Origin of the sequence: Halomonas litopenaei (assembly GCF_003045775.1) — a bacterium.
Classification (GTDB): domain Bacteria; phylum Pseudomonadota; class Gammaproteobacteria; order Pseudomonadales; family Halomonadaceae; genus Halomonas; species Halomonas litopenaei.
Genome location: NZ_PXNS01000001.1, coordinates 262,337 through 279,014 on the forward strand (window position 1 = coordinate 262,337; position 16,678 = coordinate 279,014).

The 16,678-nt window shown below is 66.0% G+C and carries 14 protein-coding genes; 7 read left to right on the top strand and 7 right to left on the bottom strand.

Annotated features, from left to right (window positions below; genetic code table 11):
* Window positions 1–7: 7 nt before the first annotated feature.
* Together tcdA and C6W88_RS01255 are read right to left on the bottom strand one after the other, a co-directional pair.
* Window positions 8–805, bottom strand: coding sequence for a tRNA cyclic N6-threonylcarbamoyladenosine(37) synthase TcdA (gene tcdA, locus C6W88_RS01250; RefSeq protein ID WP_045993071.1), 798 nt, complete (start codon window positions 803–805; stop codon window positions 8–10).
* Complete coding sequence (locus C6W88_RS01255; protein ID WP_045993072.1) at window positions 805–1,581, bottom strand: pseudouridine synthase; 777 nt, start codon at window positions 1,579–1,581, stop codon at window positions 805–807. Before C6W88_RS01255 ends, tcdA begins: the two co-directional genes overlap by 1 nt.
* 161 nt (window positions 1,582–1,742) lie before the next feature.
* On the opposite strand from C6W88_RS01255, the gene C6W88_RS01260 reads away from it, so the two are divergent.
* The 6 genes from C6W88_RS01260 to C6W88_RS01285 all read left to right on the top strand — a co-directional run bounded on the left by C6W88_RS01260 (window position 1,743) and on the right by C6W88_RS01285 (window position 9,414).
* On the top strand, window positions 1,743–3,221 hold the full coding sequence (locus C6W88_RS01260) for a TrkH family potassium uptake protein (RefSeq protein ID WP_045993073.1): 1,479 nt from the start codon (window positions 1,743–1,745) through the stop codon (window positions 3,219–3,221).
* A gap of 165 nt (window positions 3,222–3,386) precedes the next feature.
* The gene (gene aceK / locus C6W88_RS01265) at window positions 3,387–5,129 is read left to right on the top strand and encodes a bifunctional isocitrate dehydrogenase kinase/phosphatase (RefSeq protein ID WP_108131228.1); all 1,743 of its coding nucleotides are present in this window, start codon (window positions 3,387–3,389) and stop codon (window positions 5,127–5,129) included.
* Between the two features lie 47 nt (window positions 5,130–5,176).
* Entirely contained in the window at window positions 5,177–5,899 is a 723-nt protein-coding gene (locus C6W88_RS01270; protein WP_108131229.1) for an SIR2 family NAD-dependent protein deacylase, read from the top strand.
* Window positions 5,900–6,059: 160 nt separating this feature from the next.
* Complete coding sequence (locus C6W88_RS01275; RefSeq protein WP_108131230.1) at window positions 6,060–6,941, top strand: tRNA-uridine aminocarboxypropyltransferase; 882 nt, start codon at window positions 6,060–6,062, stop codon at window positions 6,939–6,941.
* A 241-nt stretch (window positions 6,942–7,182) separates the two neighbouring features.
* Window positions 7,183–8,709 carry a hypothetical protein gene (locus C6W88_RS01280; protein ID WP_146164622.1) on the top strand — a complete coding sequence of 509 codons (1,527 nt, stop codon included), beginning with the start codon at window positions 7,183–7,185 and terminating at the stop codon, window positions 8,707–8,709.
* A 102-nt stretch (window positions 8,710–8,811) separates the two neighbouring features.
* Complete coding sequence (locus C6W88_RS01285; RefSeq protein WP_108131232.1) at window positions 8,812–9,414, top strand: carboxypeptidase-like regulatory domain-containing protein; 603 nt, start codon at window positions 8,812–8,814, stop codon at window positions 9,412–9,414.
* On the opposite strand, the gene C6W88_RS01290 is transcribed toward C6W88_RS01285, so the two are convergent.
* The 3 genes from C6W88_RS01290 to C6W88_RS01300 form a co-directional block, all read right to left on the bottom strand.
* Window positions 9,411–10,562, bottom strand: a complete 1,152-nt coding sequence (locus C6W88_RS01290) for an alpha-hydroxy acid oxidase (protein ID WP_108131233.1) — start codon at window positions 10,560–10,562, stop codon at window positions 9,411–9,413. The two genes, C6W88_RS01285 and C6W88_RS01290, sit on opposite strands and share 4 nt — an antisense overlap.
* Window positions 10,563–10,741: 179 nt before the next feature.
* Complete coding sequence (locus C6W88_RS01295) at window positions 10,742–11,974, bottom strand: TraB/GumN family protein (RefSeq protein ID WP_108131234.1); 1,233 nt, start codon at window positions 11,972–11,974, stop codon at window positions 10,742–10,744.
* A gap of 97 nt (window positions 11,975–12,071) precedes the next feature.
* Complete coding sequence (locus C6W88_RS01300; RefSeq protein WP_108131235.1) at window positions 12,072–12,641, bottom strand: lactoylglutathione lyase family protein; 570 nt, start codon at window positions 12,639–12,641, stop codon at window positions 12,072–12,074.
* Window positions 12,642–12,740: 99 nt separating this feature from the next.
* Between C6W88_RS01300 and C6W88_RS01305 the strand changes: the two genes are divergently transcribed.
* Window positions 12,741–13,628, top strand: a complete 888-nt coding sequence (locus tag C6W88_RS01305) for a LysR family transcriptional regulator (RefSeq protein ID WP_108131236.1) — start codon at window positions 12,741–12,743, stop codon at window positions 13,626–13,628.
* A 39-nt stretch (window positions 13,629–13,667) separates the two neighbouring features.
* Here C6W88_RS01305 and C6W88_RS01310 read toward each other — a convergent pair whose 3' ends face one another.
* Window positions 13,668–15,116 carry a TrkH family potassium uptake protein gene (locus C6W88_RS01310; protein WP_108131237.1) on the bottom strand — a complete coding sequence of 483 codons (1,449 nt, stop codon included), beginning with the start codon at window positions 15,114–15,116 and terminating at the stop codon, window positions 13,668–13,670.
* Window positions 15,117–15,248: 132 nt separating this feature from the next.
* The gene (gene trkA, locus C6W88_RS01315; RefSeq protein ID WP_045995220.1) at window positions 15,249–16,622 is read right to left on the bottom strand and encodes a Trk system potassium transporter TrkA; all 1,374 of its coding nucleotides are present in this window, start codon (window positions 16,620–16,622) and stop codon (window positions 15,249–15,251) included.
* Window positions 16,623–16,678 lie beyond the last annotated feature (56 nt).

Here is a 16,678-nt window from a genome sequence, read left to right on the forward strand (position 1 = left end):
GTCTGGCTCATTTTACCCGGGTCAGTCTGGCCAGCGCCCGCGAGGCGGCGACAAAGCCGAAGCTGCCGGTGACAAAGGTGGCGGCGCCGAAGCCGCTCTCGCAGTCCAGGCGCGTGGACTCGCCGGCACCAGGCTTGGTGTGGCAGACCTCACCGTCCTGGCCGGGGTAGACCAGCTGCTCGTCGGAGTAGACGCACTCGACGCTGAAGCGGCGCTTGGGGTTGCGCGAAAAGCCATGGTCGCGGCGCAGGCGCGAGCGCACCTTGGCAAGCAGGGGGTCATGCTCCGTGCGGGTCAGGTCGGCCACCTTGATCCGGGTGGGGTCGGTCTGGCCGCCGGCGGCACCGGTGACCGTCAGCGGCAGCTTGCGGCGCTTGCACCAGGCGATCAGTGCGGCCTTGGCCACCACGCTGTCGATGGCGTCGATCAGATGATCGGCGTCCTCGGGAATGCGTTCGGCGAGATTGGTCGGGGTGGCGAAGGCGACATCGGCGACGACCTCGATGCCGGGGTGGATGGCCCGGCAGCGCTCGGCCAGCACTTCCACCTTGGGCCGCCCGATGGTGCCGTCGAGGGCGTGAAGCTGACGATTGACGTTGGATACGCAGACGTCGTCGAGGTCGATCAGGGTCAGCTTGCCGACGCCGCTTCTGGCCAGCGCCTCCACCGCCCAGCTGCCGACACCGCCGACCCCGACCACCACCACGTGGGCTTGCGCCAGACGGGCGCTGGCGGTGGTGCCGTAGAGGCGGCGAATACCACCAAAGCGCAGGTCATAGTCGTTGTCGCTGGGGTCAGTGCTCATCAGGAATCTCGCTGGGTCGTTGCGGTCACGTTGGCGTTGGTGGTGCTGACTGGCCGGGGCAGGTGGGCGCGCCAGCCGAAACGGTCGAACAGCCGCGTCATGCAGGCGTCCAGCGGGCAGCACAGCGCCATCGGGGTGCGATGGCGAGGGTGCTCGAACTCGAGCGAGGTCGCCGCCAGCAGCAGCCGATCGCAGTCCAGGCTGTCGCGAAAGAAGCGGTTGTGATTGCCCTTGCCGTGCTTGGCGTCGCCGATGATCGGGTAGCCGATGCCGGACAGATGACGGCGTATCTGGTGGCGCCGGCCGGTCAGCGGGCGGGCTTCCATCAGCGAGTAGCGAACCTGGGGGTAGCGGTCGATACGTACCGGCAGCTCCACGCTGTCGAGTCGGCGCACCTCGGTGATCGCGGGCATCGCCGGCATCTCGGCCTTGGGCCGGCTACCGTCTTCCTCGCGCAGTGCCCGGTCGATGCGCTCGGTCTCGGGGCCGATGCCGCGCACCACCGCCAGGTAACGCTTGGTCACCTGGCGCTCGGTGAAGGCCTCGGCCAGCCGCCGGGCCATGTCCGAGGACAGCGCGAACACCATGACCCCCGAGGTAGGCCGGTCGAGCCGGTGCACCGGGTAGACCCGCTGGCCCAACTGGTCGCGCAGGCGCTGCAGCAGGAATTCGCGCTCGCCGCGGGCCAGCGCGCTGCGATGCACCAGCAGCCCTGACGGCTTGTGCACCGCCACCAGATCGTCGTCCTGGTAGAGAATGGGCAAGGGCAGGGACATCGCGGCGATACCTATGGCGTGAATGCGGGCTCGAGGCGCGCTATTGTCGCCATGTTGCGGCGATCTGTCATCCGGATTGCGACGACTCCGTGAGTCGAGGGGCATCTCTGGCTACGGCTTTGGTCTATGATGAGCGCCGACAATCGGTGAGAGAGCAGGCTATGACCCGAGGGATAGGGATGCTGCGCTGGTGCAGGGACTGGGCACCGGTCCTCAAGGTACTGTCGGTACTTTGGCTGGTGCTGGCGCTGTTCATGCTGCTGCCCTGGGGGGTGCTGGTATGGGAAGGCGACGCCGACGCGCCGGCCTTCGCTCGTTCCCTGCTGGTGGTGCTGGCCACGGTGCTGATGTGCTGGTGGCTGACCTGGCGGATACCGGTGGCGCTCAAGACCCAGCAGATGTTCGTGCTGACCACCCTGAGCTGGGTCAGTATCAGCGGTTTCGCCAGCCTGCCGCTGGTGCTTGGCGCGCCCCATCTGTCGCTGACCAATGCGGTGTTCGAGTCGGTCTCGGCGATCACCACCACCGGCTCCACCATCCTCACCGATATCGACCAGCTCTCCGATGGTCTCAAGCTGTGGCGGGGTTTGATGCAGTGGCTCGGCGGCATCGGCATCATCGTCATGGGCATCGCCATCCTGCCGTTTCTCAAGGTCGGCGGCATGCGCCTTTTTCAGACCGAATCCTCGGACTGGTCGGACAAGGTAATGCCGCGCACCGGCGGCATCGCCAAGGCCACGCTCGGCATCTACGCCCTGGGCACCCTGGTGGCGATTCTGGCCTACGGTATCGGCGGCATGGCACCGGTGGACGCGGTGGTGCACGCCATGAGCTCGGTATCCACCGGCGGCTTCGCCAACTCTGACGCCTCCTTCGGGGCCTACGCCGACCAGCCGCATCTGTTGTGGATGGGCACCTTGTTCATGCTGCTTGGCGCCTTGCCCTTCGTGCTCTACATCCGCTTTCTGCGCGGCTCGCCGCTGGCCTTGTGGCGCGACGAGCAGGTCCGTGGGCTGGTGTGGCTGCTGGTGGTGGTGACGCTGATCCTCAGCCTCTATCGGGTATGGCGAGGCGAGGCGATGTTCGATGCCCTGACTCACACCGCCTTCAACGTGGTCTCGGTGGTGACCACCACCGGCTACGCCAGCGACGACTACAGCCAGTGGGGCCCGTTCGCCGCCATGGCGTTCTTCTATCTGACCTTTGTCGGTGGCTGCAGTGGTTCGACCAGCGGAGGCATGAAGATCTTTCGCTTCCAGGTGGCGATCAAGATGCTGCTGAGCCAGCTGCGCTTCTTGATCCACACCCATGGGGTCTTCGTCTCTCGCTACAACGGTGCGCCGCTGTCCGATGAGATCAGCCGGGGCGTGGTGGCCTTCTCCTTCTTCTTCTTTCTGACCATCGCCGGCCTCGCCCTGGCCCTCGCCATGCTGGGCCTCGATCTGGTCACGGCACTGACCGGGGCGGCCACGGCGGTGGCCAACGTCGGGCCAGGACTTGGCGATATCATCGGCCCAGCCGGCAACTTTTCCACCCTGCCCGACGCCGCCAAGTGGCTGTTGTGTGTGGGCATGCTGATGGGCCGCCTGGAAATCCTGACCGTGCTGGTACTGTTGACCCCGATGTTCTGGCGCAAATAGGTCTTTGGCGGCGGTGGGGGAGGTGATCGATGGCGTAGTGTGCCGGGTTGGACAGACGGCTTGGCGGCTGCCATGTTGCACGGCAACATGACAGTCGACATTGGTCGTCTCGCCGAAGGTGGCGGCGGCGGTCATTCTGAGCTGACGCCCGTCGGGAGCCCCGTGATGAAACTTTCCCCTGCCTATCGCATCGCCGCCACCATCCTGCATGGATTCGACGAGTACCGCTCGCGCTTCAAGCAGATCACCCTGGACGCCAATCGACGCTTTCGCGACGCCGCCTGGCGCGAGGCCCAGCAGGCCTCGGCGGAGCGGATCAACCTCTATCAGGAGAAGGTCGACGAGACCCTGGGGCGCCTGCAGCGCACCTTTGACGAGGACATCCTGACCCACTGCGAGTGCTGGCGTGAGGCCAAGGGGCACTATGTCGAGCTGATCGGTCAGCGACTCGACTACGAGCTGGCCGAGACCTACTTCAATTCGCTGTTCTGCTCGATCTTTCATCACCGCCACATCCGCGATGACTGGATGTTCGTCAACTCCTCCAGGGACGCCGCGTCACACCACTCGGGCATCGAGCTGTGCCGACACATCGCGGTGGAGGGGGACTGGTCAAGGGCCATCGCCGAGGCGCTGGAGGGGGCCGAACTGGGCATGGAGTTCATCGACCTGGGCCACTGCGGACATCTGGCGCGTGACTTTCTGGTCGAGCACCTGCCGCAAGGGCTGGCGGACGGCACGGACACCGAAATCGAACTGCTGAAGAGCGTCTTCTACCGCAACAAGGGCGCCTACCTGGTCGGCCGCATCCACCGCGATGGCGAGCAGGTGCCGCTGGTGCTGCCGGTGCTCCACGAGGAGGGCAAGGGGCTGCACCTGGATACGGTGCTGATCGAGCCCGACGAGGTGTCGATCATCTTCTCCTTCACCCGGGTCTACTTCCAGGTCGATGCCACTGTGCCCCGTGAGTTCGTGGCCTACCTGCACATGCTGATGCCGGACAAGCCGATCAGCGAACTCTACGCTGCCATCGGCTTCTTCAAGCACGGCAAGACCGAGTTCTTCCGCGCCCTGAACCAGCAGATCGCGCGGCGCGAGGACAAGTTCATCATCGCCCCCGGGGTGCGCGGCATGGTGATGGCGGTGTTCGTGCTGCCCTCACACCGCACCGTGTTCAAGATCATCAAGGACCGCTTCGACCCGTCCAAGGCGATGAGTCGCGACAACGTGCGCGAGAAGTACGGCCTGGTCAAGCGCCATGACCGGGTCGGCCGGATGGCCGATACCCAGGAGTTTTCCTACCTGGTATCGCGCAAGGACCACTTCGACCCCGAGTGCCTGGAGCACCTGCTGGAGGTGGCGCCGAGCAATGTCTACCTGAAGGACGACAAGGTCATCATCAAGCACTGCTACACCGAGCGCATGATGACCCCGTTGAACCTGTATCTGGAGCAGTGCGACGAGACCGAGACCCGCGCGGTGCTCAAGGACTACGGCAACGCCATCAAGCAGATGGCGGCGGCCAACATCTTCCCCGGCGACATGCTGCTGAAGAACTTCGGGGTGACCCGCCACGGGCGGGTGATCTTCTACGACTACGACGAGGTGAGCTATCTCACCGAGTGCAACTTCCGGCATATCCCGGAGCCCCTGTATCCCGAGCAGGAGCTGGCCGACGAACCCTGGTACTCGGTGGGGCCCAATGATATTTTCCCCGAGGAATTCGGGCCCTTCCTGTTCGCCAATGTGCAGTTGCGCAAGCTGTTCTTCGAACTGCATCCGGAGCTTTTCGATGCCGACTACTGGAAGAGCCTGCAGGCGGCGATCACCGACGGTCAGGTGATCGACGTCTACCCTTATCGCAACAAGCAGCGCTTCGCCTCGGACCCCGGGGGCCTGACCTACTGAGTCCGTGGCGGCGCTAATTCAGACTCTCAAAGCTGTGGAGCGAGTTCATGTCCAAGGCCCCCCACCTGGTGGTGCTGACCGGCGCCGGCATCAGCGCCGAGAGCGGAATCCAGACCTTCCGTGCCGCCGATGGCCTGTGGGCAGATCATCCCATCGAGGACGTCGCCACCCCCGAGGGCTGGGCACGAGACCCGCAGCGCGTGCTGAGCTTCTATGACGCCCGTCGGGACCAGGTGCGTGGTGCACGTCCCAACGCCGCCCACCGGGCATTGGCCAACCTCGAGGCGCGTGGCTTCGAGGTCAGCATCGTCACCCAGAACATCGACGATCTGCACGAGCGAGCGGGCTCCCGTCGGGTGCTGCACCTGCATGGCGAGATCATGATGGCGCGCTCCTCGGTGGACGAACGCATGCGCTATCCGCTGGGGCGTCGCAATATCGCCATGGGCGACGTCTGTGACCGTGGCAGCCAGCTGCGCCCGGACGTGGTCTGGTTTGGCGAGGCGGTGCCGGCCTATCAGGACGCCTGCGAGATCGTCGCCGAGGCGGACCTGTTGCTGGTGGTCGGCACTTCGCTGGCGGTGATGCCGGCGGCGGCCCTGATCAACGAACTGCCCTTCGATGCCGACTGCGTGCTGGTGGACCCCGACGAATCGCTCAGGGTGCCTGCTGGCGTTGCCCGGCTGGTGATGCCGGCAGGTGAGGGCGTGCCCGCCCTGACCCGTCACTGGCAGCGTGAAGGTCGACTGTTCATGCCGCAATTGGCCTAGGCCCGGGCGAAGGTGGCGCCGTCGAGCGGGTTTTCTAGAGAGCCGTCGGTACGGCGACCTGAACCGCTGCCAGGAGCGCCAACCTTTCGCGTGGCTTGCCTGACGCAGGCAATGGGGCGTGGTAGATTGGGCGCCCTTTGCCGCAGCCTGCATCCCGCCCATGTGTGACTCTCGTTTCGCCGATTCCGCCCCCTCCCAGCAAGACGCCCGCTCCGAAGATTCCGGCTCGACTCAGGAAGCTTCAACCACCGAGCAGGCGTCCGCCGATCGCCATCCGGGTGAGCCGAGCGCTGTCGGGGATCCGCACCTCGGCGAGAGCCCGAGCCTCGACAGGGACCCTGCCACCGGTCATCCGCGTCCCCCGCGACGAGAGTTCAAGGCGCGCGGCAGTTTCGTCACCCGTTGCGCTGGCTGCAATCTGCCCGAACTCAACTGCCTGTGCCCCTATCAGGCCAAGGCCGACTCTCGGGTCCAGGTGTGGCTGATCACCCATCCGCTGGAGCACCACAAGCCGACCAACACCGGCCGTCTGATCGCCGACGTGCTGGCGCCCACCCGTGTCTTCACCTGGTACCGCACCACGCCCGATGAACAGCTGCTGGCGCTCCTGGCCGACGAGCGTTACGCCCCCTTCGTGGTATTCCCCGATGACCAGCCCGACTACGCCGACCGCGTGGTCGAGGTGGAGGCGGTCCGGCGAGTCCCCCGGGAGCGCATCCCGGTGCTGATCCTGCTCGACGGCACCTGGCGTCAGGCGCGGCGGATCTTTCGCAAGAGCCCCTACCTGGAACGCCTGCCGGTACTGCCGTTGAGAACCGATCGACTGACGCGTTATCGGTTGCGCAAGCCCGCTTCCCAGGCGCATCTGTGCACCGCCGAGGTGGCCGCCGAGCTATTGCGTCAGAGCGGCGAGGAAGACGCCGCTTCGGTGCTCGACGATTACTTCGACGTCTTCAACGACAGCTACGCCGCCAGTCGGCGCTACCACAAGATCGAGACGCCAAGCCCGGCCATGCGCAGGTTGGCCGCCCGGCGAGGGTGAGAGGGCGTGGTCAGGCATCGAGGCGAGGCGACGACAACGCCAGGATCGGTGTCGGTATACGCATAACTATGCCGTATAGAGCGGTTTTTTTCGGACCTGTCGGTATAAAACTACATTCCCTATCCACGACTGCTGGCTTGTGGTGTCGCGAATATCCTAGTTCGCCCGGGCTTTTTCTGGGAGACGCTCTTCTTTTGACACAGTTTCGTCAATCTGTGCGGCTTGGCGCACGAGGAGCGTTATGGATTTTCGTAGGCGTTTTCACCCCTGCCGACCTCTCCCGGGAGATCGCTGTCCATCGCTGGCGGTGGATGGTGATGCCGCATTTTCCGTGGCGACGCTGGAGCGTCGCTTGGAAAAGGACCGTACCCGGGTCGTCCACAGTGCCAGCCTGCGTCGATTGCAGCTGCTGCCCCAGCAGGGCGCGGTGCTGGCTCACGCAAGCCAGAGGCGCCTGCTGTCGGCCTCGCTGGAGCGACAGCAGATGGGGCGCCGGATCGTGCAGATGGTCTATCGCAAGCTGGGCAAGCGGGCGGGTGACTGTGGCCTCGATGGTCTGGAAGACGCCTTCATCTGTCTGGTCGAGGTGGGCAGCCTGCTGCGTGATATCGGTCGACCTCCCTTTGGCCAGGCCGGAGAACTTGCGCTCTGCGGTTGGTTCGACAGCCATATGTCGGCCCTGGGAGGCCGCCAGCTGCCGCTGGCCAAGGACGATATCCAGGGCGCGGCCCTGCTCAACGAGCTGTGTCGGTTCGACGCCCAGGCCCAGGCGCTCCGCACCATCAGCAAGCAGGAGGGGATCTCGCTGACCCATGTCCAGGGCGCGGTGCTGCTGGGGGAGCAGGCGGTGTGGCGCGAAGTGGGCGACGATGGCCGTGGCCGCCAGGGCTACTGCTATCGTGCCGAGAGCGACCAGGAGACGGCCATGCGTGGTGTCCTGGGGCTGGGCCAGGATCATCGCCATCCGGCCAGCTACGTGGTGGATGCCGCCGAGGTCATTGCACGGACCCTGTCTCGTCTGGAGGCGGTGGTGGAGCGGGGGTTGATCGACCCGACGTCCCTGGTGGCATCGCTCAAGCAGGCCTACGTGGAGGGGCTGGCCCGCCAGGGAGAGCCCTGGGCGAGTCTGGAGGAGCGGCGCTTCTCGCGCCACGGGGTGGTACGCCGCTGGAGCCTCGGTGGCATGCTGGACTGGGCGCTGCGCCGCTATGAGCGGGACAACGTCGAGGAACTGGGGCGCTTCTTTCACTACCTGCGACTGGCGCTGGGGCGCACCTTGGTCAATCACGCCGCCGATGCCTTCGTGGCCCACCTGGAGAACATCCGGGAGGGACAGCCTCAGTTGAGGCTGCTGAGCGCGGAGGTCGGCTGTCGCGCTCTGCTCGAGGCCTTCGACAGCCTGGCCACCCGGGTTGAATATCGGGATCCGGAGCTGGAACGGCTGGAGCTCGAGGGCTACCGCACCTTATGTGGACTGCTCGATGCCGCCCTGCCGGCGTTGCGCCTGCCGGAAGCGGCCTTCGTGCGACTGCTGGACGAGGGCCATGGCGCCTCGCCGCGGCTGACGCTGTGGGTGAAGCGGTTGCCACCCGGCGTGCTCAGGGTGTACCGCCAGGCCATGGCGCAGCCCTGGGAAGGGGCGAGCCGCGAGGTCTGGGAGGCCTACCATCGTGGACGCCTCGTGCATGACTGGATCTGCAGCATGACCGAGTCATCGGCGCTGGAAGAGTACAGTCGCCTGCGTGTGGCCGGTCGTTCGCTGGCCTGACGGTCTGGAACTGTGGCGTCACCACCGGCCCGCCCAGCGTTGAAACGATGGGCCAGGGATGGCGTAGAGTTTCTGTCGACGATTCTGCACAGGCGAAGTCCCATGAGGCTGGCGACGGGTGGTCGGCGAAGCATCTCGTTGATGGCGGTGCTGGCACTGTTGCTGGTACTGATGTCGCTGGTTTCTGGCTGCGTGCCGGTGATCAGTGAGCGCTGGGCGCGACAGCCATTGCAGGGGCAGGTCATCGACGCCCGTACCGGGGCCCCACTGGCGGGGGCCAGGGTCTCGGCCGAGGGCTTTGCCGAGGCCGCCGATGTGACCGACAGCAACGGGCGGTTCGCCATTCCGGGGAATTCGTATATCGGTGGGCAGTTGTTGATGGCAGCAAGCGGGCTCCGTCCTCAGTGCTGGGAGATCGAGCGCGACGGCTACCGGACGCTGTGGATCGAGGTGATGGAGATGGTCCCGGATACGCTGCGCCAGCCGATCACGGTGAACCTGCCCATGTTGGCGTTCGATGCCGAGGCGCCCGCTGGACGCTCTGCCGAGACGATGGTCAAGGATAAGAGCCCCGGGGATCACGCCGGGGATCAGGTCGGCAATCACGTCGCCAAAGAGGCGATTTCCCGCGCGATACAGCACGACAATTACCGTTGGCGCCTGGCGGAAGGCAGCGACTGTGGCGAAGCGCCGCCGTCCAGCTAACGATCGATGAGATCGCCGTTCGCTGCCAGCGCGCGTGCATCCACTTCCCTGATACTCGAACAGCCACACATGGCGAGGCCCTGGTCCAGCTCTCGGCGCAGGATCGCCAGGCAGCGCTCGACGCCGGCTTCGCCCGCGTCGGCCAGTCCATACAGATAGGGACGGCCGATATGCACGGCGTCGGCGCCCAGGGCCAGCGCCCGAAGGATGTCCAGGCCGCTGCGAATCCCTCCATCCAGATGCACCTCGAGACGCTCGCCCACCGCCGCCACCACCTCGGGAAGCGCCGCGATGGTGGCCCTGGCGGCGTCCAGTTGGCGCCCCCCGTGATTCGACACCACCACGGCGTCGGCCCCCTGCTCGGCGGCCTGGCGCGCCGAGTCCGCGTCCAGTACACCCTTGACGACCAGCGCGCCCGGCCAGCGGGCGCGGACCCAGCCCAGATCACTCCACCCCAGTGAGGGATCGAGCTGGTCGCCGAGCCAACTGGCGAGTGAGGCGATGCCGTCCGGGGCCGAGAGCGGTCCGTCCAGATTGCCCAGGGAAAAACGACGGCTGCGCAGGTGGCGCCACCACCAGCCGGGGTGACGGCCCAACCCCCAGGCGAGCTTGAGGGCGGTGGCCGGATCGGGCCTGACGTCGTGGCCGAGTCCCCGGTGGTGATCGGCCAGCAGCGGCATATCGATGGTCAGCACCAGTACACGGCAGCCGAGACTCAGGGCGTCGTCCATCAGTCGCTCGCTGAGGGCGCGATCCTTGAACACGAACAGCTGAAACCAGGGTGGGCGCGGGCAGTCCCTGGCGATATGCGCAAGGGGGGCGTTGGACAGGGTGGCGGCGGTGTAGGGGACCCCGGCTCGCGCAGCGGCGCGTGCGGCCAGACGTTCCCCGTCGGCCCAGGCCAGGCCGCCCAGGGCCACCGGCGAGAGCACCAGCGGCAGCGCGATATCTTCGCCCAGAATGCGAGTACCGAGGGTGCGCCGGCTGACGTCGGCCAGGCGCGGTGCCAGCGCCACTCGTGACATGGCCTGGAGGTTGGCGGCCAGCGCCTGCTCGGCGCCGGAGCCTCCTTCGATATAGTCGAAGACCAGCCGTGGGAGTCGCCGTCTCGCGCCTTGGCGAAGCGCCTCGATGGTGCTGCGGGTCATGGGGCCGACTCCGTTCAGCAGGCTGTTCCTTTGAGCATAGTCTAAGCGGGCTTCGGAGCCGGTTTCGATGGCGGGCTAGCGTGGACCCGGAGCGGGTTCGCGTTGATGGTAGGGGGCGTCGAAACGACACCGCCGCCCGAGGGGGCGGCGGCGCGAGGGTGCCGAACGAGGCGGCCGAGCTAGCCGAACAGACTGTCGGCGATACGAAAACCGGCGATCCAGGTGCCGGCGGCGGAGCCCAGGGTCGCCGTCAGAAACACCAGCAGGGTGCGCGAGACACGGTTCTTCCACCAGCCCTTCACCTGGGTAACGTCGTGACGCAGGGTGGAGAAGTCGCGCACCTTGGGCTTGCGCATGGCCAGTTCCACCCCGGCGGCGACGAAGCCCGCCCCGATGGTGGGATTGAGCGAGGTCAACGGGGCGGCGAACACGGTGGCGATCACCGTGACCGGGTGGGCCAGGGCCAACAGGGTGGCGCCCCCTGACAGCACGCCGTTGATCACGAACCATTCCACCACCAGCTGCCAGCCGAGCTCGGTGTTGCGCGAAAAGCCGATGGCGAAGCCGGTCAGTACCAGGGCAGTGATCAGCCAGGGCAGCATCTTCCACACCTTCGACGGCGGCCGGGTGGCCTCCAGCACGGCGATTTCCTCGGCCGGGTCCTCGGCAGGCGGGCCTTCCAGGTGCTCGGCCATGCCCTTGAGGTGGCCGGCGCCGATCACCACCAGCACCCGCTTGAACTTGCCAGGTGGGCACTGCTGGGCCAGGCGCATCACCATGTAGCGATCGCGCTCGCTGATCAAGGGGGTGAACAGCGACTGCGACTCGGCGGCGAATTCGCTGAAGGTGGATTCCAGCACGTCGCCCTGCTTGAGCCGCTCGACCTCCTCGGCGGAGACTTCCTGGCGCGACAGCACGCTGCCGAGCAGGCCCGACAGCAGGCTAAAGCGCTGCCACCAGGGCACGTTCTGGTAGATCCGCTTGAGCGTCAGGCCCACGTCCCGGTCGATCAGCAGCAGCGGAAGCTCGTGGCGCTGACTGGCCTCCAGGGCGGCGCGCATCTCGGCACCGGGCTCGATGCCGGACTGCTCGGCGATGCGCTGCTGGAAGGCGCCGAGGGCCAGGTTGGCGGCGACCATGCCGGCCTTGCCCTGACGAAAGATCTGGAACAGGTCCTGGTCACCCAGGGCGTCGGGGTTGGCCAGGTTGCTGTGGCGGGCGTCGCACAGCTCGATGGCGACGGCGTCGAAGTCGCCGGAATCGATCAGGTCGCGCACCTCGTCGGCGCTCTCGGCGCTGACGTGGGCGGTGCCCAGCAGGGTAAAGGTGGTGTCGCCGACGCGGAGGTCACGTCGGGGGCCGCCTCGGGTCTCGGGCCGCTCGGCCAGCGCAATGTCGTCGATCTCGCTCATGGGGCTCGGGGCCTTGAGAATGTGAAGGATCGATTATCCATGAACGAGGAGGGCAGGCCAAACCCTGGCCTGCCCTCGAGCTGACATTGTCCGGCGTTCAGTCCTGATAGGCGCCAGCGGAATAGGTCAGTTCGTAGCTGTGGGAGTAGATCTCGAGGATGTTGCCGAACGGATCTTCCATGTAGATCATCCGGTAGGGCTTCTCGCCGGGATAGTACTCGCGCACCTTGGGCATGCGCTTCTTGCCGCCGGCGGCGACGATGCGCTCGGCCAGGCCCTCGACGTCGGGATCCTGGACGCAGAAGTGGAACACGCCGGTCTTCCAGTACTCGAAGTTGTTCTCCGGGTCCTCGTGGTTGGCGAACTCGAACAGCTCCACGCCTACCCGGTCACCGGTGGACAGGTGGGCGATACGGAAACTGCCCCAGCCAGGGCCGAAGACGTCGGTGCACATCTCGCCGATGGCGGAGTCGTCTTCCTCGATGGTGGTCGGCGCCATGATCTGGTACCAGCCCAGCACCTGGGTGTAGAACGCCACCGCGGCCTCCACGTCCGGCACCGAGATGCCGATATGGGAGAAGCTGCGGGGATAACTGTTGGGAGCGTTGCTTGAAGAGTTGGCGGGAGCGTCGTGGTTGGCGTTTGCCAAGGCGTCTTGCTGGCTCATGGAGTGTCACCTCTTGATGCAGGAATGATGAGCACAGTCTGGGCCGGGATCGCTATAATGAAAATCGACGCGACGTTATGGTGATGATAATAGATGCTTATGGCAAATCCGCTCTGGCTACGCTCGTTTCAGGCGTTGGTGGAGCAGGGCAACTTTACCCGCGCCGCCGAGCGCCTTGATCTGACCCAGGCGGCGGTCAGCCAGCATATCCAGCGCCTGGAGGCCGAGCTGGGACTGTTGTTCATTCGCCGGCCTCGGCGGCTCGAGCTGACCCCGGCCGGCCACGCCCTGCTGGACTATCTGAACGAACGTGAACGGGTCGATCAGCGCCTCACCCAGCGCCTGGCCGGCGACCTGGACGATCATGGTGAGATCAGCCTGATGACGCCAGGGAGCATCGGGCTTGCGATCTACCCGCGTCTGCTGGCGTTGCAGAAGCGCGCGCCGGGGCTGGCGATTCGCCATCGCTTCGGTCCGACGCGGGAGATCGTCGAGGCCGTCATCGACGGCAAGGTGGAGATGGGGCTGGTGGGCGAGCGTCCCGACGACGCCAGTCTGACGGTCAGCGAGTTTGCCACCGAGGCGCTGGAACTGGTGGTGCCGGCCAACACCCGTGTCGAGACATTCGATGATCTGATGGCGCTGGGCTTTATCGACCATCCGGATGGCAAGGCTCTGGCCACCCGTCTGCTCAGTCGGCGCTTTCCGGGCTCGCCGGGCTACGCTCGCTGGCCGCGCAGCGGCTTTACCAATCAGATTGGCCTGATCCTGGCGCCGGTGGCCCAGGGGCTGGGCTTCAGCGTGTTGCCACGCTTTGCCCGGGAGGCCTTCGAGGACCAGCACGCCATCCGTGTGGTCGAGGGTGCCCCCGAGGTCAGCGATACCCTCTACCTGATCCAGCGCGCCGAGTGGCCACTGTCGGCCCGGGCACAGCGGGCGCTTTCGGTGATGCGAGAGGCGGTGGCGGGTGCCGACACCGCCCTCTAGCGAAGGGCTACGGCAAAGGAAAGGGCGCCAGGATCGGTCCTATTTGCGCCAGAAGGCCGGGGTAAACAACACCAGAACGGTAAAGATCTCCAGGCGGCCCATCAGCATCGCCATCACCAGGATCCACTTGGCCATGGTCGGCATGTCACCGTAGTGCATACTGGCCTCGCCCAGCGCCGGCCCCAGATTGTTGAGCGCCGAGCCCACCGTGGACCAGGCGGTGACCTGGTCGACCCCGGTGGCCATCACCCCCACCAGCATCAGGAAGAACAGCAGCACATAGGCCGAGAAGAAGCCCCACACCGCCTGGGCGATGCCGTCGGGTACGCTGACCTTGCCGATCTTGACCGCGATCACCGCATTGGGGTGGATCAGGCGCATGATCTCGCGCATGCCCTGCTTGATGATCAGGATGATGCGGATGACCTTCATGCCGCCGCCGGTGGAGCCGGAGCTGGCGCCGACGAAGGCGGCGATGAACAGCAAAAGCGGCAGGGCGCCGGGCCAGGCGGAGAAGTCGGCCACAGAAAAGCCGGCGGTGGTGGCCACCGAGACCACCTCGAAGATGCCGTGGCGAAGTCCCACGGTGGTTTCTTCGGTGCCGGTCAACCACAGCACCACCACGGTGATGCTGGCCAGTCCCGTCAGGTACAGCAACAGAAAGCGCGCCTCGGAGTCTTCCCAGTAGTGGCCGATACGGCGTTCGCGCCAGGCCAGGAAGTGCAGGCTGAAACTGAGCGCGGAGATCAGCATGAAGACGATGCAGATGGCCTCGATCACCGCGCTGTCGAAGTAGCCGATGCTGGCGTCGTGGGTCGAGAAACCGCCGATGGCCACGGTGGAGAAGCTGTGACCCAGGGCGTCGAACCAGTCCATCCCGGCGGCCATGTAGGCCAGCATGCACACCACCGTCAGGGTGGCGTAGATGTACCACAGTGCCTTGGCGGTCTCGGTGATCCGCGGGGTCAGCTTGGAATCCTTGAGCGGCCCCGGGATCTCGGTACGGTACAGCGCCATGCCGCCGACCCCCAGGGTCGGCAGGATCGCCACCGCCAGCACCACGATGCCCATGCCACCGAGCCACTGCAGCTGCTGACGGTAGTAGAGGATCGCCTCGGGCAGGAAGTCGATGCCGGTGATCACCGTGGCACCGGTGGTGGTCAGCCCCGAGAACGATTCGAACACCGCGTCGGTGAACGACAGTGCGGTGCTGCCGGTGAGCATCAGCGGCAGCGAACCGAACAGCCCCAGCACCGTCCAGAACATGGCGGCGATCAAAAAGCCGTCGCGGGTGCGCAACTCCCGCCGGGCGCGACGATTGGGCAGGAACATCAGCGCGCCGGTCAGCACGGTGATGGCGATGGCAATCAAAAAGGCGTCCCAGGTGCCGTCGCCGAACAACAGCGAGATGGCGATGGGCGGCACCATGGTCAGGCTGAACATCATCAGCAGCAGCCCGAGAATGCGCAGGATCATCCTCAGGCTCATGGCGTCTTGCCCCTTTGCTGACGGCAACAGGCGGGGGACATGTCGGGACGGGTCGTCGTCTCAAGCCCGGTCGGCATCGGACTCATGCGGCGGCTCTCCTTGGTATGGCGGCAGGGGCGAGGGGCGCGCCCATCAGAAAAAGGTCAATCCGACCTGGAACAGGCGTTCGACGTCACGGATCTTGCGCTTGTCGACCACGAACAGGATGACGTGGTCACCGCTCTCCACCACCACGTCGTCGTGGGCGATCAGCACTTCCTTGCCGCGCACCACCGCGCCAATGGTTGAGCCACCGGGCAGGTCGATGTCGCCGATGGCACGACCGACCACCCGGGAGGACTGGCTGTCGCCGTGGGCGATGGCCTCGATGGCCTCGGCGGCGCCGCGGCGCAGCGAGTGGACGTTGACGATGTCACCGCGGCGCACATGGGTCAGCAGGCTGCCGATGGTGGCCTGCTGGGGCGAGATGGCGATGTCGATCTCGCCGCCCTGGACCAGATCCACGTAGGCGGCGTTGTTGATCAGGGTGAGCACCTTCTTGGCACCCATACGCTTGGCCAGCATCGACGACATGATGTTGACCTCGTCGTCGTTGGTCAGCGCGCAGAAGATGTCGCAGTCCTCGATGTTCTCCTCTTCCAGCAGGCGTTTGCTGGTCGCGCTGCCGTGCAGTACCACGGTGCGGTCGAGGCGTTCGGAGAGCTGGGTGCAGCGCTCGAGGCTGTGCTCGATCATCTTGACCTGGTGGCTGTGCTCGAGGTGCTCGGCCAGGCGCTCGCCGATGTTGCCGCCGCCGGCGATCACCACCCGGCGGAAGTCGCGATCCAGTCGCCTCAGCTCGCTCATCACCGCGCGGATATCGCGCCGGGCGGCGATGAAGAAGACCTCGTCGTCGGCCTCGATCACGGTGTCGCCACGCGGAATGATCGGACGGTTGCGCCGGTAGATGGCGGCCACCCGGGTGTCGACGCTGGGCATGTGACGGCGCAGGAAGCCGAGCTCCTGGCCGACCAGCGGACCGCCGTAGAAGGCCTTGACCGCCACCAGTTGGACCAGTCCACCGGCGAATTCCAGCACCTGCAGGGCGCCGGGGTGCTCGATCAACCGGCGAATATGGTCGGTGACCACCTGCTCGGGGCTGATCAGCACGTCGATGGGCACCGCCTCGTGGGCGAACAGTCCCTTGCGCGCCAGGTAGGCGGTGGCGCGCACTCGGGCAATCTTGGTCGGGGTACGAAACAGGGTATGGGCGACCTGACAGGCGATCATGTTGACCTCGTCGGAGTTGGTCACCGCGATCAGCATGTCGGCGTCTTCGCAGCCGGCCTGGCGTAGCACCATGGGGTAGGAGGCCGCCCCGGAGACGGTGCGGATGTCGAGCCGGGTATGCAGCTCGCGCAGGCGCTCACCGTCGGTGTCCACCACCGTGATGTCGTTCTCCTCGCGGGCCAGGTGCTCCGCCAGGGTGCCGCCAACCTGGCCGGCGCCGAGAATGATGATCTTCATCGTCGTCGTGTCCGAAGAGGGGTTCAGAGCCTATGGTGCGTTGCAGCATTGAGCCA